The sequence below is a fragment of the Phenylobacterium sp. FG114 genome (assembly GCF_057809855.1).
The window spans coordinates 142,101-161,261 of the sequence record NZ_JBMDKU010000004.1 but is presented as its reverse complement, the minus strand read 5'-3'; the positions used below and the strand labels follow the sequence as shown (position 1 = coordinate 161,261).

19 protein-coding genes are annotated in these 19,161 nt (G+C 69.2%); 5 read left to right on the top strand and 14 right to left on the bottom strand.

Annotation, left to right across the window (positions count from 1 at the left end; all coding sequences use genetic code 11):
• Positions 1-13: 13 nt before the first annotated feature.
• The 8 genes from rseP to rpsB form a co-directional block, all read right to left on the bottom strand.
• A complete protein-coding gene (gene rseP / locus ACODSY_RS08325) occupies positions 14-1,228 on the bottom strand; it encodes an RIP metalloprotease RseP (RefSeq protein WP_488951249.1) in 1,215 nt (404 codons plus the stop codon).
• A 17-nt stretch (positions 1,229-1,245) separates the two neighbouring features.
• Positions 1,246-2,436 (bottom strand): 1-deoxy-D-xylulose-5-phosphate reductoisomerase, encoded by a 1,191-nt coding sequence (gene dxr, locus ACODSY_RS08320; protein WP_488951456.1) that lies wholly within the window; start codon positions 2,434-2,436, stop codon positions 1,246-1,248.
• On the bottom strand, positions 2,427-3,251 hold the full coding sequence (locus ACODSY_RS08315) for a phosphatidate cytidylyltransferase (protein ID WP_488951248.1): 825 nt from the start codon (positions 3,249-3,251) through the stop codon (positions 2,427-2,429). Before ACODSY_RS08315 ends, dxr begins: the two co-directional genes overlap by 10 nt.
• On the bottom strand, positions 3,229-4,008 hold the full coding sequence (gene uppS, locus ACODSY_RS08310; RefSeq protein WP_488951247.1) for a polyprenyl diphosphate synthase: 780 nt from the start codon (positions 4,006-4,008) through the stop codon (positions 3,229-3,231). The genes ACODSY_RS08315 and uppS overlap by 23 nt, the downstream gene beginning before the upstream one ends.
• Positions 4,009-4,035: 27 nt before the next feature.
• A complete protein-coding gene (frr, locus tag ACODSY_RS08305; RefSeq protein ID WP_488951246.1) occupies positions 4,036-4,602 on the bottom strand; it encodes a ribosome recycling factor in 567 nt (188 codons plus the stop codon).
• Between the two features lie 44 nt (positions 4,603-4,646).
• On the bottom strand, positions 4,647-5,363 hold the full coding sequence (gene pyrH / locus ACODSY_RS08300) for a UMP kinase (RefSeq protein WP_488951245.1): 717 nt from the start codon (positions 5,361-5,363) through the stop codon (positions 4,647-4,649).
• Positions 5,364-5,452: 89 nt separating this feature from the next.
• Entirely contained in the window at positions 5,453-6,385 is a 933-nt protein-coding gene (gene tsf, locus ACODSY_RS08295; protein ID WP_488951244.1) for a translation elongation factor Ts, read from the bottom strand.
• Between the two features lie 182 nt (positions 6,386-6,567).
• Positions 6,568-7,443, bottom strand: coding sequence for a 30S ribosomal protein S2 (gene rpsB, locus ACODSY_RS08290; protein WP_488951243.1), 876 nt, complete (start codon positions 7,441-7,443; stop codon positions 6,568-6,570).
• A 165-nt stretch (positions 7,444-7,608) separates the two neighbouring features.
• Between rpsB and ACODSY_RS08285 the strand changes: the two genes are divergently transcribed.
• Entirely contained in the window at positions 7,609-8,079 is a 471-nt protein-coding gene (locus tag ACODSY_RS08285; RefSeq protein ID WP_488951242.1) for a hypothetical protein, read from the top strand.
• On the opposite strand, the gene ACODSY_RS08280 is transcribed toward ACODSY_RS08285, so the two are convergent.
• From ACODSY_RS08280 to sidA, 3 genes are all read right to left on the bottom strand, one after another.
• Positions 8,076-8,384 carry a hypothetical protein gene (locus ACODSY_RS08280; protein ID WP_488951241.1) on the bottom strand — a complete coding sequence of 103 codons (309 nt, stop codon included), beginning with the start codon at positions 8,382-8,384 and terminating at the stop codon, positions 8,076-8,078. The genes ACODSY_RS08285 and ACODSY_RS08280 overlap by 4 nt on opposite strands.
• A 63-nt stretch (positions 8,385-8,447) precedes the next feature.
• Positions 8,448-11,906 (bottom strand): DNA polymerase III subunit alpha, encoded by a 3,459-nt coding sequence (gene dnaE, locus ACODSY_RS08275; RefSeq protein ID WP_488951240.1) that lies wholly within the window; start codon positions 11,904-11,906, stop codon positions 8,448-8,450.
• An 11-nt stretch (positions 11,907-11,917) separates the two neighbouring features.
• Positions 11,918-12,007, bottom strand: a complete 90-nt coding sequence (sidA, locus tag ACODSY_RS08270; protein ID WP_068878982.1) for a cell division inhibitor SidA — start codon at positions 12,005-12,007, stop codon at positions 11,918-11,920.
• A 180-nt stretch (positions 12,008-12,187) separates the two neighbouring features.
• Here sidA and ACODSY_RS08265 point away from each other — a divergent pair, with 180 nt between their 5' ends.
• Both ACODSY_RS08265 and ACODSY_RS08260 read left to right on the top strand, forming a co-directional pair.
• Complete coding sequence (locus tag ACODSY_RS08265; protein WP_488951239.1) at positions 12,188-12,709, top strand: RNA polymerase sigma factor; 522 nt, start codon at positions 12,188-12,190, stop codon at positions 12,707-12,709.
• A complete protein-coding gene (locus ACODSY_RS08260) occupies positions 12,706-13,263 on the top strand; it encodes a hypothetical protein (RefSeq protein WP_488951238.1) in 558 nt (185 codons plus the stop codon). The genes ACODSY_RS08265 and ACODSY_RS08260 overlap by 4 nt, the downstream gene beginning before the upstream one ends.
• Here the strand turns inward: ACODSY_RS08260 and ACODSY_RS08255 are convergent.
• Positions 13,260-14,219, bottom strand: a complete 960-nt coding sequence (locus ACODSY_RS08255; protein WP_488951237.1) for a nucleoside hydrolase — start codon at positions 14,217-14,219, stop codon at positions 13,260-13,262. The two genes, ACODSY_RS08260 and ACODSY_RS08255, sit on opposite strands and share 4 nt — an antisense overlap.
• A 112-nt stretch (positions 14,220-14,331) precedes the next feature.
• On the opposite strand from ACODSY_RS08255, the gene ACODSY_RS08250 reads away from it, so the two are divergent.
• Entirely contained in the window at positions 14,332-14,895 is a 564-nt protein-coding gene (locus tag ACODSY_RS08250; RefSeq protein ID WP_488951236.1) for an ECF-type sigma factor, read from the top strand.
• A gap of 1 nt (position 14,896) precedes the next feature.
• Complete coding sequence (locus ACODSY_RS08245) at positions 14,897-17,206, top strand: protein kinase domain-containing protein (protein ID WP_488951235.1); 2,310 nt, start codon at positions 14,897-14,899, stop codon at positions 17,204-17,206.
• On the opposite strand, the gene ACODSY_RS08240 is transcribed toward ACODSY_RS08245, so the two are convergent.
• Together ACODSY_RS08240 and ACODSY_RS08235 are read right to left on the bottom strand one after the other, a co-directional pair.
• Positions 17,203-17,889: an ABC transporter ATP-binding protein gene (locus ACODSY_RS08240; protein WP_488951234.1), complete on the bottom strand. Its 687-nt coding sequence runs from the start codon at positions 17,887-17,889 to the stop codon at positions 17,203-17,205. The two genes, ACODSY_RS08245 and ACODSY_RS08240, sit on opposite strands and share 4 nt — an antisense overlap.
• Positions 17,882-19,117: a lipoprotein-releasing ABC transporter permease subunit gene (locus ACODSY_RS08235; RefSeq protein ID WP_488951455.1), complete on the bottom strand. Its 1,236-nt coding sequence runs from the start codon at positions 19,115-19,117 to the stop codon at positions 17,882-17,884. Before ACODSY_RS08235 ends, ACODSY_RS08240 begins: the two co-directional genes overlap by 8 nt.
• Between the last annotated feature and the right edge of the window lie 44 nt (positions 19,118-19,161).

The following is a 19,161-nucleotide window of genomic DNA, read 5'->3' as shown; positions in this document are numbered from 1 at the left end:
GGGACGAACGGGCCTAGGAGAATAGGCCGCCGAACAGATTGAACACACGCAGGCGCTGCAAGTCGTTCCAAGTGGCGAACAACATCAAACCGAGGACGAGCGCAAGACCCACTCGGTACCCTGCCGCTTGAACCTTGGCGGCAAGAGGGCGCCGCGTGATCGCCTCGAAGGCGTAGAACATCAAGTGGCCGCCATCGAGGACCGGCACGGGCAGCAGGTTCATGAAGCCGATGCTCACCGAAATCAGCGCCGCCAGCTGGGCCAGGTTCAGAGCCGCGCCCGCCAGCATCGAGGGGATGTCGGGCGCGCCCTGGACCCCGAGTCGGGTGACGTTCTTGGTCACGTCGGCGATTCCCAGCGGGCCCCGCAGCTGGTCGGCGCTCACCTGCCCGGTGACCATGCGGCCCAGGTAGTAGACCGTCGATTCGAGGACGCCCCAGGTGCGCTTGGCGCCCTGCGCCACCGCCTCGAACGGCCCATATCGCACGCGGACGTAATCTTCAGGGGCCTGCGCCGGACGTACGCCCAGCACGCCCACCTTCTGCTCGCCCGCCACCGGATCCTTCTGCACCTGCCACTGCGGCGTGGCGGTGAGGTCGGTCCGGGCGCCGTCCCGCTCGACGGTGAAGGAGGTGGGCACGCCGCCGCGGATGCGGATCACCTGCAGCACGTCGTTGAAGGCATGCATCTCGCGGCCGTTCACCGCCACGATCTTGTCGCCGACCTTGAAACCGGCCTCCGCCGCGGCGCTGCCCGGCGAGATGGCCGCCACCCGGAACGGCAGCACCAGGTCGCCCAGGCTCATCAGCAGGGCCGCGAAGATGGTGATCGCGAGGATGAAGTTCGCGAACGGGCCGGCGGCCACGATGAGCGCGCGCTGCCAGATCGGCTTGAAGTGGAAGTAGCGGGGGATTTCGGCCCCCCTGCCCTGGTCGATCAGCGACCGGCGCATCTCCTTGAGATCCTCGGCGTCGGGGATGCTGGCCGCGTTCTCATCGCCCGCGAACCGCACGTAGCCGCCGATGGGCAGCCAGCCCAGCCGCCACTCGACGCCCGACTTGTCCGTCCACGACGTGATGGCGCGGCCGAAGCCGATGGAAAAGCGGTCGATCTTCGTCCCAACCGCCTTGGCGGCCAGGAAGTGGCCCAGCTCGTGGACCGTGACCACCAGGCCGAGCACCAGCAGGAATGGGATCACGGCAAAGAAGACGGTCTGCAGCGCGTGCATCGGGAGTTTCTACTCCATCAGGCGGCGAAGAGGCCGATGACGACCTCGTCCGCCACGCGCCGGGCCGCGGCGTCGGTTTCGCGGGCGCTCTCGACGGCGTCGTTGGCCGTGGAGAAGGTTCGGCTGCGGTCCATCCGCTCGAGGGTTTCGGCCACCACGTTGGGGATATCCAGAAACCTGATGCGTCGGTCAAGGAACGCCGACACCGCGCGCTCGTTCGCCGCATTCATCGCCGCCGGGGCCTGGCCGCCCGCGGTGAGCGCCTGCTTGGCGATGGAAAGCGCCGGGAACTTGGCGGGATCGGGGTGCTGGAAGGTCAGCGGACCGGAGGTTACCAGGTCCAGCTTCGGCGCCGGCCAGGGCAACCGGTCGGGCCAGGCGAAGGCGCAGGCGATCGGCGGCCGCATATCGGGCGGGCCAAGCTGGGCCAGCGTCGAGCCGTCGGCATACTCCACGAGGCTGTGGATGATCTGCTGGGGGTGGACCAGGACTTCGATCCGCTCCGGCGGCATGGAAAACAGGTAGGCAGCCTCGATCACCTCGAGGCCCTTGTTCATCATGGTCGCGGAATCGATCGAGATTTTGGCGCCCATGGAGAAATTCGGGTGGGCCAGCGCCTGCTCCAGCGTGGCGGCCGCCATCTGTTCGCGCGTGGCGTCGCGGAACGGGCCGCCCGACGAGGTGAGGATCAGGCGCGACACGTGCGCGGCGGCCTGAGGGTCCAGAACCTGGAAGATCGCCGAGTGCTCCGAATCCACCGGCACCACGGCGCCCCCCGCCAGCTTGGCGGTGCGCAGCAGCGAGGGGCCGGCGCAGACCAGGCTTTCCTTGTTGGCCAGCGCGATCACCGCCCCGGCCTTCGCCGCGGCCAAGGTGGGCGCCAACCCCGCGAAGCCCACGATGGCCGACATCACCCACTGGGCGTCGGCGGACGCGAGGTCGGTCACCGCCTGCGCGCCGGCCGCGGCGGCGATTCCCGAACCCCTGAGGCGCTCGCGCAACTCGGGCAGCAGCGTCTCGTCCTCGATGACGGCGACCTGCGGCCGCCACTCCAGCGCCTGCTCCGCCAGCCGCGCGACATTGCGGCCCGCCGCCAGCCCGACCACATCCACCTCGACGCCGGCCTGGGCGAAGAGGTCCAGGGTCGAAACCCCGATCGAGCCGGTCGACCCCAGGATGCTGACCTTCCGCGGCAGGCTCAATGCCACCCCCACTGGTTGGCGAGCCGGGCTGCGGCCATCACCACGACGGCGAACATCAACCCATCGACCCGGTCGAGCAACCCGCCGTGACCCGGAATCAGGTCGCCGGAATCCTTGACGCCGAACCGGCGCTTGATCGCCGATTCCCACAGATCTCCCGCCATCGTCGCCAGGCCGACGATCAGCCCGATCAGCGCCGCGGCGAAGATGTTGAGGTTGAAGTTGCCGAACTCGACCATGACCGTGCTCGCCAGCGTCGCGGCGGCCAGGCCGCCGAAGAACCCGGACCAGGTCTTGTTCGGCGAGAAACGCGGCCAGAGTTTCGGCCCCTTCAGCGCGCTGCCCACGGCGAAGGCGCCGATGTCGGCGGCCCAGGTGGCCGCGAAGAGCATCATGGTCCACCAGGCGCCCTGGTCGGTGGACCGCAACCAGACCAGGCAGAGGGCCGCGGGCGCGATGTAGAGCACGCCATAGGCCGCGTCAGCGGGGCGTTCGGCGACGCCTCGAGCGATCACGGCGGCCCCTGCGGCGGTCAGGACGATCGCGCCCCAGGCCCAGATGAAGTCGCCGCGATAACCCACGAATACGGCGATCAAAACCGCCGCCGCCACCGCCGCCGCGACGCGTGTCGGCGCGCCGGGCGCGGTCATGCCGCCCCACTCGATGGCGAGCAGCGCCACGCCGATGGCGATCAGCACGAGATAGGGCCAGCCGCCGAACCAGGCGGCGGCCAGGGCGGCCGGCACCAGCACCACGGCCGACGCAACGCGCAGGCCGAGGTTGGACCAGTCGAACCGCTTAGCCGGCGGCGAGGACGTCATCGGCAACGATCGCGCCATAGCGTCGGTCCCGCGCGGCGAATTCCGCCAGCGCCGCCCGCAGATGTTCCTCGCCGTAGTCGGGCCACAGCACGTCCTGGAACACCAGTTCGGCGTAAGCGGCCTCCCACAGGAGGAAGTTCGAAAGCCGCTGCTCGCCCGACGGGCGCACGATCAGGTCGGGCGGCGGCGTCCCGGCCGTCGCCAGCAGCCCCGCGAACATGGCCTCGTCCAGCTCATCGGGGCGACGGAGGCCAGCGGCCACCTCCTCCGCGAACCGCCGGGCGGCGTCGGCGATATCGGCCTGTCCGCCATAGTTGAAGGCGATGTTGAGGTTGAAGGCGGTGTTGTCCTTCGTCCGCGCGTGCGCGTCGTCGATCAGCTTCAACAGTTCGCCCGATAGGCCCTCGCGCCGCCCGATCACCCGCACGCGCACGCCCTCGCGGTGGAGCCGGGCCAGGTCGGTCTCGAAATACCGCTTAGGCAGCGCCATCAGTTCGGCGACCTCAGCGGCGGGCCGGCTCCAGTTCTCGGTCGAGAAGCCGAAGACGGTCAGCGAATTGATGCCGACCTTGGCGGCCGCCGACACCGTGCGCTTCAGGGCCTCCACGCCCGCCCGGTGTCCCAGCGATCGAGGCAGTCCACGTTGCTTCGCCCAGCGGCCGTTGCCGTCCATGACGATCGCCACGTGCAGCGGCGGGACAGCCCCCGGGGCATCCCTTGGGGCGTCCGCGGACGGTGGCTTCTCGGCGGCGGCCATGGGGGAACGCTAATCCTTACGCGGGCGTCAGACGTGCATGATCTCTTGTTCTTTTGTTTTCAAGGCTTCGTCCACGCGCTTGATGGCTTCGTCGGTGATCTTCTGCACCTCCGCCTCGAAGCGCTTCTCCTCGTCCTGGCTGATCACGCCATCCTTCTGGGCCTTGCGGCAGTCGTCGTTGGCGTCGCGGCGCACGTTGCGCACGGCCACCTTCTGCTGCTCGGCATACCTGCCGGCCACCTTGACCAGGTCCTTCCGCCGCTCTTCGGTAAGCGGCGGGATCGGCAGGCGCAGCGTCGTGCCGTCGACCACGGGGTTCAGGCCCAGGTCCGACGCGCGGATCGCCTTCTCCACCGACACCACCAGGGCCCGGTCCCAGACGCTGATGGTGATCATCCGCGGTTCCGGCACGCTGATCGCGCCCACCTGGTTCAGCGGAGTGGATGAGCCGTAGGCGTCCACGCGGATCTGGTCCAGCAGGCTGGCCGAGGCGCGGCCGGTGCGCAGGGAGCCGAACTCCTCCTGCAGCGCCGCGACGGCCTTATCCATGCGGTCCTTGTACTTCGAGAGCACGGGCTTTTCGGTCGTGGCCATGGCGGCGTCTCCGTCCTTTGTATCTCTGGTGGCGAATGTAACGCCTAGGCGATGGTCGTGAAGACGCCTTCGCCGTTGAGCACCTTCAGCAGGTTGCCCCGCTCGCGGATATCGAACACCACGATCGGGATGTGGTTCTCGCGCAGCAGGCTGACGGCCGAGGCGTCCATCACCTTAAGGTTCTTCGAAAGCACCTCGTGATAGCTCAGCGTCTCGTAGCGCTTCGCGTCCGGGTCTTTCTTGGGGTCGGCGGTGTAGACGCCGTCCACGCTGGTGCCCTTGAACAGCGCCTGACAGCCCATCTCGGCGGCGCGCAGGGCCGCGCCCGAATCGGTCGTGAAGAACGGCGCGCCGACGCCGGCGGCGAAGATCACCACGCGACCCTTCTCCAGGTGGCGCAGGGCGCGGCGGCGGATGTAGGGCTCGCAGACGGCTTCCATCGGGATCGCCGACTGCACACGGGTGTAGACGCCCAGCTTCTCCAGCGAAGCCTGCAGCGCCAGGGCGTTCATCACCGTGGCCAGCATGCCCATGTAGTCGGCGCTGGCCCGCTCCATCCCCGCCTCGGCCAGGGCCGCGCCGCGGAAGATGTTGCCGCCGCCGACCACGACGCACACTTGCACGCCGGCCTTGGAGACCTGGGCGATCTCCTCGCAGACCGCCGCCAGGGTCTTGGGATCGATGCCGAAATTGTCACCCCCGACACCCGCCTCGCCCGAGAGCTTCAGCAGGATGCGCTTGTACTTGGGGGCTTCGGCCATCGGTCGGGAATCCTGCGTGGTTTCGGGAACATACAACAAGGGCGCGGTGCGTCTAACGCACCGCGCCCCTGGAAGTCAGCCGGCGTCTCTTACGAGGCGCTGGTCATCGACGCCACTTCGGCGGCGAAATCATCTACTTTCTTCTCGACGCCTTCGCCGAGGGCGAAGCGCACGAAGGCCTTCAGGGTCGCCGGCGCGCCGGTTTCCTTGGCCGTGTCGGCGACCAGCTGCTCGACGGTCTGGTCCGGGTTCATGACGAAGGGTTGCTTCAGCAGCACCACTTCTTCCTGCCACTTCCGGATCCGGCCCTCGACCATCTTCTCGGCGATCTCGCGGGGCTTGCCCGATTCCATCGCCGTCTGGGTCTGGATCTCGCGTTCCTTGGCGACGACGTCCGGGTCCAGCTCGTCGGTCGACAGCGCGAGCGGCGCAGTGGCCGCCACGTGCATGGCGATCTTCCGGCCGACGTCCTGCAGCTTCGCCGCATCGCCGCCGCCTTCCATCGCCACCAGCACGCCCATGCGGGCCACGCCGTCACCCTGCGCGTTGTGCAGGTAGAGCGCCACGGCGCCTTGCGACACCGACAGCTTCACCGAGCGGCGCAGCTGCATGTTCTCGCCGATGGTCGCGATCAGGTTGGTGATCGCGTCCTGCACGACTTCGCCCTTGGCGGTCTTGGCGTTGCGGATGGCTTCCACATCGCCGTCGACGTTCAGCGCCACGTCCGCGAAGTCGCGGGCGGCCGACTGGAACGAGTCGTTCTTGGCCACGAAGTCGGTCTCGGCGTTGAACTCGACCAGCACGCCGGTCTTGCCGTCGGCCGAGATCTTGCCGGCCACGAGGCCTTCGGCGGCCGCGCGGTCGGCCTTCTTGGCCGCCTTGGCTAGGCCCTTGGTGCGCAGCCAGTCCATGGACGCCTCGACGTCGCCGCCGTTCTCTTGCAGCGCCTTCTTGCAGTCCATCATGCCAGCGCCGGATTTTTCGCGCAGGTCCTTGACCAGCGCAGCGGTGATTTCCGCCATGGTCAGCTCCTTATGAGTCTCGTTGAATCACGACGGACCCTCATGTGAGGGCCCGCCGTCAGGGTTTTGTGACAGCTCAGCGCCCTAGAGAGTGATAGCCAAAAGTGTGAGCGGTTTTGGCGGCCATCACTCTCTAAAACTTTAGATCAGAGCCTTTTCACGAGTGAAAAGGCTCGGGGCGCTCAGCCGGCTTGGTCTTCGCTCGCCGCATCCGCCGCGGGAGCTTCGGCGCCGGTCATCTCGGCCTCGAGGGCCGCGGCTTCCGGCGCGGTGACCTCGGGTTCGGCGGCGGGCGCCGGCGTCAGCTCGCGGGCCAGCGTCGGCTCGATCGGGGCTTCCGAAGCGCCCAGGTCCACGCCCGCGGCCGACTGGCCGGCGGCCAGGCCGTCCAGGATCGCGTCGGCCATCAGGTCGCAGTAGAGCTGGATCGCGCGCGCAGCGTCGTCGTTGCCCGGGATCGGATAGGTGATGCCGTCCGGATTCGAGTTGGTGTCCAGGATGGCGATGACCGGGATGTTCAGCTTCCGGGCTTCCTGGATCGCGATCGCTTCCTTGTTGGTGTCGATCACGAACATCAGGTCGGGGATGCCGCCCATGTCCTTGATGCCGCCCAGGCTCAGCTCCAGCTTGTCGCGCTCGCGCGTCAGCTGCAGCAGCTCCTTCTTGCCGCGGCCCTGGCCTTCGCCGCCCACCAGGGTGTCGACTTCGCGCAGGCGCGCGATCGAACCCGAGACGGTGCGCCAATTGGTGAGCGTGCCGCCCAGCCAGCGGTGGTTCACATAGTACTGGGCGCAGCGCTTGGCGGCCGTGGCGATCGGCTCCGAGGCCTGACGCTTGGTGCCGACGAACAGGATGCGGCCGCCGCCGGCGGCGACTTCGCGCACCTTCACCAGGGCCTGGTGCAGAAGCGGGATCGACTGCGACAGGTCGATGATGTGGATGTTGGAGCGCGAGCCGAAGATGTACTTGTCCATCTTCGGGTTCCAGCGGTGCGTCTGGTGGCCGAAGTGGGCGCCGGCTTCCAGCATCTGGCGCATAGAGAATTCAGGCAGAGCCATAGTCTGTGTCTCGTCTTTCTTCCGGTTGGACCGCCGCAGGCAAACCCTCCGAAGAGGACCGGAACGGACTGGGACGGGATGTCTCCCCGGCCAAGCCGAACACCTGCGTGTGGATTGGAGGCGCGCATGTAGGGCGAAAGCGGCGAAAAATCAAGCGGGCGGGGCTTGGGCCCGCTGGCGGCGACCCTCGTCGCGCTTGGATCAAGGCGCCCGCTTGCGATTGACGGCCTGCCTTCGGCGACTGAGGCTGATGTCGCGGCTGACGAGTGGGGTACGATCGTGCGATCTGCTGGACGTGTTCTGACCCTGTCGGCGGTGCTGATCCTCAGCGGTTGCGCGACGCGCCAAAGGCCGCCTGCTGCCTGTCCCCAGCTCGACCCCGGCAAGGAAGCCGACATCATCTTCCCGCTTCTGCAGAAGGAGTTCGGCCACCTTCCTGAAGGCTACACCGCGAAAGTCGTCGCACGCAGCGTCGACAAGCGTGGCGATGCCATGCTCGAGCTCGGCTCGATCATGTCTTCGACAGCCACAGACAGCGTTGGAGGCGAACGCCTCACCATCGTTGTCCAGAAATGTACGCTGAAGGTGCTGAGCGCGCGGCGCCCCGCCGACCGCGATGCGCAGCGGGCGCGCTAGTAGCGCTTCTTCTTGGCGTCGGGGCCGTAGACGCTGCCGGGCTTGTAGGGCTGATAGGGCTTGAACGCCTCGGGCTTCGCCGTGGCCGGCGGGCTGTAGATCTTCGCGGTCGTGGAGCCCCGGTACGCCGGCGCCGGCGTGGCGGACGGGACACCATAGCTTCGCGGCGGCGAGGACGCGCTCGGCGAGCCGACGTGACCGGGCGCGCCGGTGACGGGGTCTCGCGACAGGGCGAAGCGGCCCTCCGCCATCGCCGGCCCCGCCGTTAGCGCCAAGGCCGTCACCAGCACCACCTGGAATTTCATCACGCCCTCCGGAAACCTTTCCGAGCAGAAGAGCCCAGACGGAGTTACGCGCGCCCTAACGCCTCACAGGTCTTCGACGAACACCACGCCCGGCGCGGTCTTGATCGCCCCGCGCACGGCGCCGTCCAGGGTGAAGCGGCCGGGCAGCTTCAACTCCACCTCGCGCCCGCCGTCGATGCCGGCCACCAGCACGATCTCGCCGCCGCGGGCGTTGGTCACGGTCTCCAGCCGGCGCTTCAGCGCCTCGATCTCGGCGCTGCGCGGCGCCACATGCACGCGCAGGCCGGCGACCACGTTCTCGACGGCCTTCTCCACCGGCTCCACGCTCTCGCCGAAGAACCGCACCTCGCCCTCGCTGGCCTTGGCGCGCACGCGGAGAGAGACGGCCTTTCCGGGCTCCAGCTGGTCGCGGCACTTCCGTAGCGCCTCGGGCGGGAACAGCACCTCGTACTCTCCCGTGGGGTCCGAGAAGGTGACGAAGGCGAACTTCTCCCCCGAGCGCGACGGGCGCTCTTGCTTGCGGCGGATCACGCCCGCCATGCGCAGCGCCTCGGCTCCGGCAACCGCCTTGGCGATGGCGTCGGTGAGCAGGTCCGTGCGCCGCCGGCGTAACGCCTCGACCATGTCGTCCAGCGGGTGGCCCGACAGATAGAAGCCCACCGCCGAGAGCTCCTCGTCCAGGCGCTCGGTCGGCGTCCAGGGATCGCGCCTCGGCATCTTCCGCTTCTGGGCCTCCACCAGGTCGGCGTTGGAGTCGCCGAACAGGCCGCCCTGGTCCGACTCCCGCTGCGCCGCCACGCTCTGGCTGAAGCTCACCAGCAGCTCGGCCGCCTCGACCAGCTGCGCGCGGTTCTCGTGGATCCGGTCGAACGCCCCGGCCCGCGCCAGGGTCTCGAAAGTGCGCTTGTTGACCTGTTTCGGATCCACCCGCTCGACGAAATCGAAGATGTCGCGGAACGGCCCGCCGGCGCGGCGCACCTCCACCACATGCTCCATGGCCTGCTGGCCGACGTTGCGGATGGCGCCCAGCGCGTACAGCACCTCGCCGTTTTCGACGTCGAAGTCGGCCATCGAACGGTTCACGCACGGCGGCTGGATCTTCACCCCGAAGCGCTTGGCGTCCTGGTAGAAGACCGCCAGCTTGTCGGTGTTGGCGATATCCAGGCTCATCGACGCCGCGAAGAACTCCACGGGGTGGTTCGCCTTCAGCCAGCCGGTCTGGTAGCTCAGGAAGGCGTAGGCGGCGGCGTGGCTCTTGTTGAAGCCGTAGCCCGCGAACTTGTCCACCAGATCGAAGATCGAGCCCGACTGGGCGGGCGGCACGCCCTTGGCCTCGGCGCCGGAGACGAAGCGTGCACGCTGCAGCTCCATCTCCTCCTTCTTCTTCTTGCCCATGGCCCGGCGGAGCAGGTCGGCTTCACCCAGGCTGTAGCCCGCCAGGATCTGGGCGATCTGCATCACCTGTTCCTGGTAGACGATGATCCCGTAGGTCTCCTTCAGCACCCCCTCCAGCATCGGGTGCAGGTAGTCGATCTCCTTGCGGCCGAACTTGCAGTCGACGAACGTTGGGATGTTGTCCATCGGGCCGGGCCGGTAGAGGGCGCCGATGGCGGTCACGTCTTCGATGGAGTTGGGGCGCAGCTGGCGGAGCGCGTCGCGCATCCCCTGCCCCTCGAACTGGAAGACCCCGATCGTGAGCGCGTTGCTCATCAGCTCGTAGGTCTTCTCGTCGTCCAGCGGCAGCTTGGCCATGTCGACCACCTCGCCGCGCTTCTCCAGGTACTTCACCCCGCGGTCGATGACGGTCAGCGTCTTCAGCCCCAGGAAGTCGAACTTCACCAGGCCGGCGCTTTCCACCCACTTCATGTTGAACTGGGTGGCCGGCAGCTCCGAACGCGGATCGCGGTACAGCGGGGTCAGCTTCGTGAGCGGCCGGTCCCCGATCACCACGCCGGCGGCGTGGGTCGAGGCGTTGCGGTAGAGGCCTTCCAGCTCCAGCGAGATGTCGATCAGCCGCCCGACCGCCTCGTCGCGTCGCGCCTCCTCCTTCAGCCTGGGCTCGATCTCCAGCGCCTGCGCCAGCGTCACCGGGTTGGCGGGGTTGGCCGGCACCATCTTCGCCAGCCGGTCCACCTGGCCCAGCGGCAGTTGCAGCACCCGGCCCACGTCCCGCAGCACGGCCCGCGCCTGCAGGGTGCCGAAGGTGATGATCTGGGCCACCTTGTCCTTGCCGTAGCGCTGCTGGACGTAGCTGATCACCTCCTCCCGCCGCTCCTGGCAGAAGTCGATGTCGAAGTCGGGCATCGAAACCCGCTCGGGGTTCAGGAAGCGCTCGAACAGCAGGCCGTACTGCAACGGGTCGAGGTCGGTGATGGTCAGCGAATAGGCCACCAGCGAGCCCGCGCCCGAGCCCCGCCCCGGCCCCACCGGAATGCCGCGCGCCTTCGCCCACTTGATGAAGTCGGCCACGATCAGGAAGTAGCCGGGGAACCCCATCTGGGTGATCACGTCGATCTCCCGTTCGAGGCGCTTCTCGTAGTCTTCCACCGGGAACACGTTCGCCCGCCCCGCCGCCATCCGGGCCTTCAGCCCGTCGCGGGCCTGCTGCGCGAGTTCCTCGGCTTCCGATCGTTCGCCGACCGTGAAGCGCGGCAGCAGCGGGTCGCGCTTGCTCACCATGAAGGCGCAGCGGCGGGCGATATCCAGAGTGTTGTCGCAGGCCTCGGGAAGGTCGGCGAACAGCGCCCGCATCTCGGCCTGCGACTTGAAGCCGTGCTCGGCGGTCACGCGCCGCCGCTCGTCCTGGCCCACGAAGCTGCCGTCGGCGATGCACAGCAGCACATCATGCGCCGCATAGGCCTTGGCGCTCTTGAAATAGACGTCGTTGGTGGCGACCAGTGGCACATCCTGGTCATAGGCGAAGGCGACGAGCTCCCCCTCCGCCGCCGCCTCGGCCGGCGCGCCATGCCGCTGCAGCTCGACGTAGAACCGGTCGCCGAACACCGCCTTCATATCGGCCAGCGCCGCGCGGCCTTCCTTGACCTTGCCCGCGGCGAACAGGTGGTCGACTGGCCCGTCGGGTCCGCCCGACAGCAGGATCAGTCCGTCCGAGAATTGCCGGACCTTTTCCCAGGGCACATGCGGCTCGTCGCTCGCCTCGATGTCCAGGTAGGCGAACGACGAGAGGTCGCAGAGGTTGAGATAGCCCTGCTCGTTCTGGGCCAGCAGCATCACCGTAGGCGTCTTCGCCCAGCGCTCGGGCAGGTCTTCCCCGATCCCGCTCACCGGCAGGGCGCAGCCGATGATCGGCTGCACGCCCTCGCCCTTGGTGGCCACCGAGAATTCCAGGGCGCCGAACAGGTTGGCCCGGTCGGCGATCGCCACAGCGGGCATGTGGTCGGCCTTGGCCAGCCCACCGATCTTGTCGGCCTTGATGGCCCCTTCCAGCAGCGAATAGGCCGAGCGGACCCTGAGGTGGACGAACCCTGTTTCGCCGTCCTGCACCTGAGCCGCCTCCCCCATTCGCATGGCGGTCAGCCCATCAGACCGGCCACGGAACAGACCATCCAGACAAAGCTCGCCACCGACGCAAAGGCCAGCGATTCCCGGGCCAGACGAACCATCTTCGACATCCTTCTGTGAGGCCCTTGTGGATACTCAGCGGAGAACCCGTGGGCCGTTCCGCTTTCGTTCTTATTCCACTTTTGTTCTCATCGTCAAGCGTGAGGCATTTCCCGGTCCACAGCGCCTGTAAGAACTTTCCGAGGGCGGCGACTATCCTCTCTGAAAGGGCCGCTTCGGACGTGGACAGGGACGCCAACCAGGACGAGCGCTACCGCCAGGCGGCCGAGGCCTACGGGCCCGCGCTCGAGCGGCTGGCGCGCGGCTACGAGCGCGACGCGCACCTGCGCCGCGACCTGGTCCAGGACATCCACGTCGCCCTTTGGCGCAGCTTCGCCGCCTTCGACGGCCTCTGTTCGCTGCGCACCTGGGTCTATCGCGTGGCCCACAACACCGCGACCAGCCACGTCCTGCGCCGCCGGCGCGCGACCGTGGGCCTGGCCGGGCTGGACGAGATCGCCGACCTCCCCGGCCCCGACGACCCGGAGGCCAACGCCGGCGCCCGTCATGCGCTGGACCGCCTGCTCGCGCTGGTCCACGCGCTGAAGCCGGCGGACCGCCAGGTGGCCCTGCTCTATCTGGAAGACCTGGACGCCGCCGCCATCGGCGAGATCACCGGCCTCTCGGCGGGCGCCGTCGCCGTCCGCATCCATCGCCTGAAGGCGATCCTCGCCGCCCGCTTCCACGACCGGAGGCCGTCATGACCGGCCAGCCCGACGACCTCAAGAACCTCTGGCGCGACCAGCCCACGGAGACCCAGCCCATGACTCTCGAACAGATCCACGCGCGCGGCTTCCAGGACCGCGTCCAGCGCCGCAACCGCATCGAGTACGTGGCCTGCGCCATCGTCGTCGTGGTGTTCTCCGCCTACGTCTTCATCCTGCCGGGCGCGGTCCTCAAGGCGGCGAGCGCGCTGTGCGGCCTGGCGGCGGTCTACGTCGCGTTCCAGCTCCATCGGCGCGGATCGGCCCGGCCGGCGCCGGTCGCCGACGCCCTCGCGTTCCATCGCGCCGAGCTCGTCCGCCAGCAGGAGGCCCTGCGGAGCGCCTGGGCCTGGTATCTGGCGCCCTTCCTCCCAGGCTTCGCACTGTTCCTGACAGGCCTTCTGCAGGCCCAGCCCGAAGCGCCGCTGGCCTGGAAGCTGACGCTGCCGGTGATGCTGCTGCTCTATGGTTCGCTTTGGTTCTGGAACAATCACCGGGCCATCCGCCGCCTGGAAGCCCAGATCGCCGAGATCGACGCCCTGCGGCGCGACTAGCTGAGCGCGGCCTTCATCGCGGCGAAGAACCCAGCGCGGTCGGCGGCCTTGATGACCCGGGCGTTCGGCGCCTTGCGCACAAGCTCCGGGTCGGCCAGCTCGGCGTCGGGCAGGATCGGGTGCGAGACGCTGAGATAGCCGCGCGTCAGCTCGCCCTTGGTCTCCACGTCCACCGCGCACATGTCGCTGTCCAGGATCAGGCGCTCGTCCAGCGCCAGGGCACAGGTAAGCGCGTCGGGATGCAGGCTGCCGCCCAGGCCCTGCGTCTTCTGCGCGAAGTCGAGCGACGCCCGGTTCACCGCCGTGAAGAACCGCGACCGGGGCGTGTCCAGCGCCTCCAGCTCGGCAAGCTGCTCCAGGGTGAACAGGCCGTCGCGCAGGGTCGCCGTCCACGTGACGATCGAGACGTCGAAGCCGGCCGCCAGCACGATCTTCGCCGCCTCGGGATCGACGTAGAAGTTGTACTCCGCCGCCGGCGTCACATTGCCCACCCCGTTGTCCGTGCCGCCCATGATCCAGAGATGGCGGCAGGCCCAGGCGATCCGCGGCTCCATCATCACCGCCAAGGCCAGGTTGGTCAGGGGCGCCTGGGCGATCAGGGTGATCTCGCCGGGGGCGCCCATGATCCGGCGCACGATCTCGTCGGCCGCTTCGCCTGCCGCCGGACGCTGCGCCGCGCGCGGGATTCCCGCGTCGCTCATGCCGTCCGCCCCGAACACATAGGTCGCCGCCAGGGGCGCGCGGCTCAGCGGCTGCTCCGCGCCCAGGTAGACCGGCGCTTTCCCGCCTTGCCCGCAGGCCTCAAGCGTCGCCAGCGCATTTTCGGCGTGCTGCGCGAAGCCCACGTTGCCGTGCGCGATGGTGATGGCCTCGACCGTCACGCCCGGCCGCGTCAGCGCGATCATAAGCGAGAAGACGTCGTCGCCGGCCGTGTCGGTGTCGATGATCAGGCGCATGCCGCTGCCCTAGCGGCGGGCGCCGCGCGCGTACAGCTCCCGTAACGGGAGAACGGGATATGCAATATCGCCGGTCGGCGTATGCTCCCGGTCGGACTGACGGGGGTTCGGGGTGTCCCACGCATACCAGATGCCGATGGAGACGGTGTGGACCGGCGCGTCTCAGGGGGACGTCCGCGCCCGCGACCGGCTGCTGGCCGCGCACTATGCCGAGTTCCGCCGCATCGCCCGACGCGTCCTGCGCGAAGACGCCGGCCGCCTGGCCATCCAGCCTACCGACCTGGCTCACGAGGCCGCGATCCGGATCCTGAAGCTGGAACGGATGGACTGGCGCGATCGGACGCACTTCCTGGCCATGTCGGCCCGCATCATGCGCCAGACGCTGCTGGACGAGGTGCGCCGCTACAGGGCCAGCAAGCGGCAGGCGCCGCCGATCCTGACCTTCTGGTGCGAGCCCCAGCGCGGGGGAGCCTTCGACCTCGAGGAATTCGACAAGGTGCTCGCCAAGCTGTTCGAGGTGGACGCCGAGCGCGCCCGCGTCGTCGAGCTGCGCTTCTACGCCGGCCTGACCCTCGCCGAGGCCGCCGCGGCCCTCGAAGTGTCCGAGAGTACGGTCGAGCGTCGTTGGCGCGGGGCCCGCGCCTGGCTGTTGAGCGCCCTGGAGGCCGCCGCCTGAGATGGATCCCGGCTTCGAGTGGCGGGTCCTGGAACTCTTCGACGAGGCCATGGCGTGGCCGCCAGCCAGCCGCGAGGCCCGGCTCGATGATCTGGCGGATCCCGCCCTCGCCGCCGCCGTCCGCCGTCTGATCGCCGCCGAGTCGCGTTCCGACCTCCTGCCGACGCAGCCGCCCGAACCCGTCAGTCCCTTCGAGATCGAGCCCCCCGAACAAATCGGCGCCTACCGCCTGGTCGAGGAGCTCGGCCGCGGCGGCATGGGCCGGGTCTATCGCGGCGAGCGGATCGAGGGCGGCTTCGAGCAGACCGTCGCCATCAAGCTGATGCGCGGCGGCCTGTTCTCCCAGGCCGCCGCCGACCAGTTCGCCCAGGAGCGCCGCATCCTGGCGCGCCTGCGCCACCCGCACGTCACCCAGCTCTTCGACGGCGGGGTCACCGCCGAGGGCCTGTCCTTCATCGTCATGGAGCGGGTGGCGGGTCTGCCGATCACCGAGCATGCCGAGCGTGCCGCCCTGCCGCTGCGCGCGCGCCTGGGCCTGTTCCTCCAGCTCTGCGCCGCCGTCGAGCACGCCCACGCCAGCGGTGTGGTTCACGCCGACCTGAAGCCCAGCAACGTGGTCGTCGACCCCGGCGTCGGCGTGAAGGTGCTGGACTTCGGCATCGCCGCCCTACTCGACGCCGAGCGCGCCACCCGGCCGCGCGCCGCCACCGCCCGCTACGCCAGCCCGCAGCAACAGGCCGGCGAGCCGGCCGGCGTGGGCGACGACGTCTTCGCCCTGGGTGTCCTGCTGGCTGACCTATCTGGACCCGCGCCCGACGCCGAACTGTCGGCGGTGATCGCCAAGGCCAGCGCGCCGTCGCGGGAGGCCCGCTATGGCGACGTGCGCGCGCTCGCCGCCGACGTCGAACGCTGGCTGTCCCGCTATCCGGTGAGCGCGCGCCCCGCCGGCCCCGCCCGCCGATGGACGTTCTTCGCCCGCCGCCATCCCCTCGGCGTCGGCGCCGGCGTCGCCGCAGCCATTGCGCTCATCGTGGGCCTGGTGGTCACCACCACGCTCTACCTGCAGGCCGAGCAGCGCTTCACCCAGGTCCGCAGCCTGGCAGTCTATCTGCTGGACGACCTCACGCCGGCGCTCCAGCGCGCGCCTGGCACCGCCCCGCTCCGTCACGCCGTGGCCGATCGGAGCCGCGCCTATCTGGAGGCGCTGGACGCCGCCGGATCGCGCCCGGACATCCAGCTGGAGGTCGCCCAGGGTTTCGGCCGCATGGGCGAGGCCCTGACCCAGATCTCGGGCAACTCCGTGGGCGAGATCGCCGCGGGCAAGGCCGACCTGGCCCGCGCCGAGGCCGACCTGCGCCGCCTCCTGTCGGGCTCTCGCCGCAACGACGCGGCCGAGCTCAGCCTGGTGCGCACGCTCAACGCCCGCGGCGGGGTGCTGCAGAACATCGACAACGACAAGGCCGCGGCCACCCGCGTCTACGACGAGGCCTGCCGCCGCGCCGACGCCCTCATCCGGCGCCTGCCCGCCAGCACGCCGGCCCGCATCCTCAAGCTGGAGTGCATCATCGGGCAGGCCAATCTCATGGACTACGAGGGCGAGTTCGCGGCCATGCCGCCCCTGCTGGAGGCGGCGATCATGGGCTATCGCGATCCGCCCCCCGGCGCCGATCCCGACGACGTGGCGCTGGGCCTGGCGCGCGCCTACACGCTGCTGGGCGACGCCCGCTACTTCCTGGGCAGCCCGCCCGAGGCGCTACAGCTGTACCAGCGGTCAGCCCAGGTGCTCGAGACCGCCCACGCCCAGCGCCGCGACGTGCGCATGCTCTCGCCGCTCGCCTATGCCCAGTTCAACGTCTCCAGCACCTGGCAGGAGCTCAAGCGGCCCAAGGAGGAACTGACCTCGATCCTGCGTGGCGTCGAGATCTCCAGTCTTCTCAATTCCGTGGAGCGAAGTCCTCAGTCGCGTCATATCGGCAACATCGTGAACATGCAGCTGGCGGTGGCGCTCTCGCACAACGGCCGCCACGACGAAGCCATCACCGCTGCGCGCGCCAGTATCGCCGGTCGCCGCGCCGCCGCCGCCGAGCGTCCCGAGGACCAGAACGCAGCCCGCACCGTGGCGGTCGGCTACACGCCCCTGGGCGACATCTACCTGGCGGCTGGTCGCCGTTCCGAGGCCTGCAACGCCTATCGCGAGGCCCTGGCCCTCTGGACAGGCCTCCAGAAGCGCGCCCGCCTCAACGGCTACGACGCCGGCGTGGGCCTGGCGGAGATCGACCAGAAGGTGAAGGACGCCTGCGGCCGCTCCTAGCGCGTCTGCTCTTCGAGATGGCCGTCTTTCAGGGCGAAGACCCGGTCCATGTGGCTGGCAAGCTCCAGGTTGTGCGTCGCCACCACGGCCGCCACGCCCTGGCTGCGCGCCAGCGCGTAGAGGCTGTCGAACACCGCGCCCGAGGTCGTGGGGTCCAAGTTGCCGGTGGGTTCGTCGGCCAGCAGCAGGCGGGGCGAGTTGGCCAGGGCGCGGGCGATGGCCACCCGCTGCTGTTCCCCGCCCGACAACTGGGCCGGCTGATGGTCGACGCGGTCCTTGAGTCCCAGGTCGGCGAGCAGCTTCGCCGCCCGCTCGCCGGCCGCCTTGCGCTCGACGCCCGCGATCATCATCGGCAGCGCCACATTGTCGAGCGCCGAGAACTCCGGCAGCAGGTGGTGGAACTGGTAGACGAAGCCGATGGTGGCCAGCCGCACCCGCGTGCGCTCGCGCTCGTGCAGGTTCGAGCAGTCGACGCCCTGGATCGAGATGCGGCCCGCGTTGGGATGCTCCAGCAGCCCGGCCGCGTGCAGCAGGCTGGACTTGCCCGAGCCCGACGGCCCGATCAGCCCCACGATCTCGCCCGGCTGTACGTCCAGATCGACGCCGCGCAGGACGGTCAGCGAGCCCGCCGCCGTCACATAGGTCCGCTCCAGCCCGCGGATGGAGAGCACGGGCTCACTCATAGCGGAGCGCCTCCACCGGATCGAGCTTGGACGCCCGCCAGGCCGGCAGCAGGCTCCAGAAGCAGGCCATGCCCAGCGAGAACGCCGAGATCGCGGCGACTTCGGCCCAGTCCACCTTCGCCGGCAGCCGCGACAGGTAATAGACGTCCGAGGCGAACACCTGCGTGCCGGTGACCCATTCGACGAACCCCTGGATGGGGCCGATATAGATCGAGAACAGCACGCCCAGCGTCACGCCCGCGAGGGTGCCGAGGGCCCCGATGCTGGCGCCGGCCATGAAGAAGATCCGCAGGATCGAGCCCTGCCCGGCCCCGATGGTGCGCAGGATCGCCACGTCGCGGGTCTTGTTCTTCACTAGCATCACCAGGCCCGAAATGATGTTCAGCGCCGCGATCACGATCAGCATGCCGAGGATCAGGCGCATGGCCGTCCGCTCGACGGCGAGCGCGCCCCAGAAGGCGGTGTCGCGCTGGGTCCAGTCGTTGACCACGGCCGAGGGGCCGGCGGCCCGGGTGATCGGCGCACGCAGCTTGGCGGCGTGGTCCGGGTCGACGACCTTGATCTCGATGGCGTCGGCCGTGTCGTCGCGGCCGAAGAAGAGCTGGGCCTGCGCCAGCGGCATGTAGATGTAGGCCTGGTCGAACTGGCTCATGCCCACCGTGAAGGTGGCGCCGACCGTATAGGCCTTCTGCAGGGGCGTGCCCCCGAACGCCGTCGCGCCGCCGGCCGGCGAGATCAGGGTCAGGGTGTCGCCGGGCGAGACGCCCAGTTGCTGGGCCAGCCGTTCGCCGACCACGATCACGTCGCCGCCGAACTCCCCGTCGCCGAAGCCCCTCAGCGTGCCGCGCGTGATGTTGCCGGAAACCAGCCGGGTCTCCTGCAGGTCCTTGGGGCTGATACCGCGCACCAGGGCTCCGGTGATCTGCGCGGGCCCGATGGCGATCGCCTGGGCCTCGACGATCGGCGCCGCCTGCAGCACGCCGGGCACCTTGACGATGCGGGCGACCGCCCGGTCGCGCTCGGCGCCGTCCAACACGCCGCCGGTGACGAACAGGTGGCCCTGGAAGCCCAGGATCCGGCCCAGCAACTCCGACCGGAAGCCGTTCATCACCGACATGGTCGCGATCAGCACGCCGACCGCCAGCATGATGCCGGTGAACGAGATGATTGAGATCAGCGCCACGCCGCCCTGCTGCCGCTTGGCGCGCAGGTAGCGGCCGGCGAGCATCCGCTCCCAGAGGCCGAACGGCGGCGCGCGGCCGCCTGTGACGG

What these genes read in the sequence shown, in the direction of transcription:
- rseP (WP_488951249.1), bottom strand. Translation starts at nt 1,228, where the DNA reads ATGCACGCGCTGCAGACCGTCTTCTTTGCCGTGATCCCATTCCTGCTG.
- ACODSY_RS08315 (WP_488951248.1), bottom strand. Translation starts at nt 3,251, where the DNA reads ATGACGTCCTCGCCGCCGGCTAAGCGGTTCGACTGGTCCAACCTCGGC.
- uppS (WP_488951247.1), bottom strand. Translation starts at nt 4,008, where the DNA reads ATGGCCGCCGCCGAGAAGCCACCGTCCGCGGACGCCCCAAGGGATGCC.
- frr (WP_488951246.1), bottom strand. Translation starts at nt 4,602, where the DNA reads ATGGCCACGACCGAAAAGCCCGTGCTCTCGAAGTACAAGGACCGCATG.
- pyrH (WP_488951245.1), bottom strand. Translation starts at nt 5,363, where the DNA reads ATGGCCGAAGCCCCCAAGTACAAGCGCATCCTGCTGAAGCTCTCGGGC.
- tsf (WP_488951244.1), bottom strand. Translation starts at nt 6,385, where the DNA reads ATGGCGGAAATCACCGCTGCGCTGGTCAAGGACCTGCGCGAAAAATCC.
- rpsB (WP_488951243.1), bottom strand. Translation starts at nt 7,443, where the DNA reads ATGGCTCTGCCTGAATTCTCTATGCGCCAGATGCTGGAAGCCGGCGCC.
- ACODSY_RS08280 (WP_488951241.1), bottom strand. Translation starts at nt 8,384, where the DNA reads ATGAAATTCCAGGTGGTGCTGGTGACGGCCTTGGCGCTAACGGCGGGG.
- dnaE (WP_488951240.1), bottom strand. Translation starts at nt 11,906, where the DNA reads ATGGGGGAGGCGGCTCAGGTGCAGGACGGCGAAACAGGGTTCGTCCAC.
- sidA (WP_068878982.1), bottom strand. Translation starts at nt 12,007, where the DNA reads ATGGTTCGTCTGGCCCGGGAATCGCTGGCCTTTGCGTCGGTGGCGAGC.
- ACODSY_RS08260 (WP_488951238.1), top strand. Translation starts at nt 12,706, where the DNA reads ATGACCGGCCAGCCCGACGACCTCAAGAACCTCTGGCGCGACCAGCCC.
- ACODSY_RS08255 (WP_488951237.1), bottom strand. Translation starts at nt 14,219, where the DNA reads ATGCGCCTGATCATCGACACCGACACGGCCGGCGACGACGTCTTCTCG.
- ACODSY_RS08245 (WP_488951235.1), top strand. Translation starts at nt 14,897, where the DNA reads ATGGATCCCGGCTTCGAGTGGCGGGTCCTGGAACTCTTCGACGAGGCC.
- ACODSY_RS08240 (WP_488951234.1), bottom strand. Translation starts at nt 17,889, where the DNA reads ATGAGTGAGCCCGTGCTCTCCATCCGCGGGCTGGAGCGGACCTATGTG.
- ACODSY_RS08235 (WP_488951455.1), bottom strand. Translation starts at nt 19,117, where the DNA reads ATGCTCGCCGGCCGCTACCTGCGCGCCAAGCGGCAGCAGGGCGGCGTG.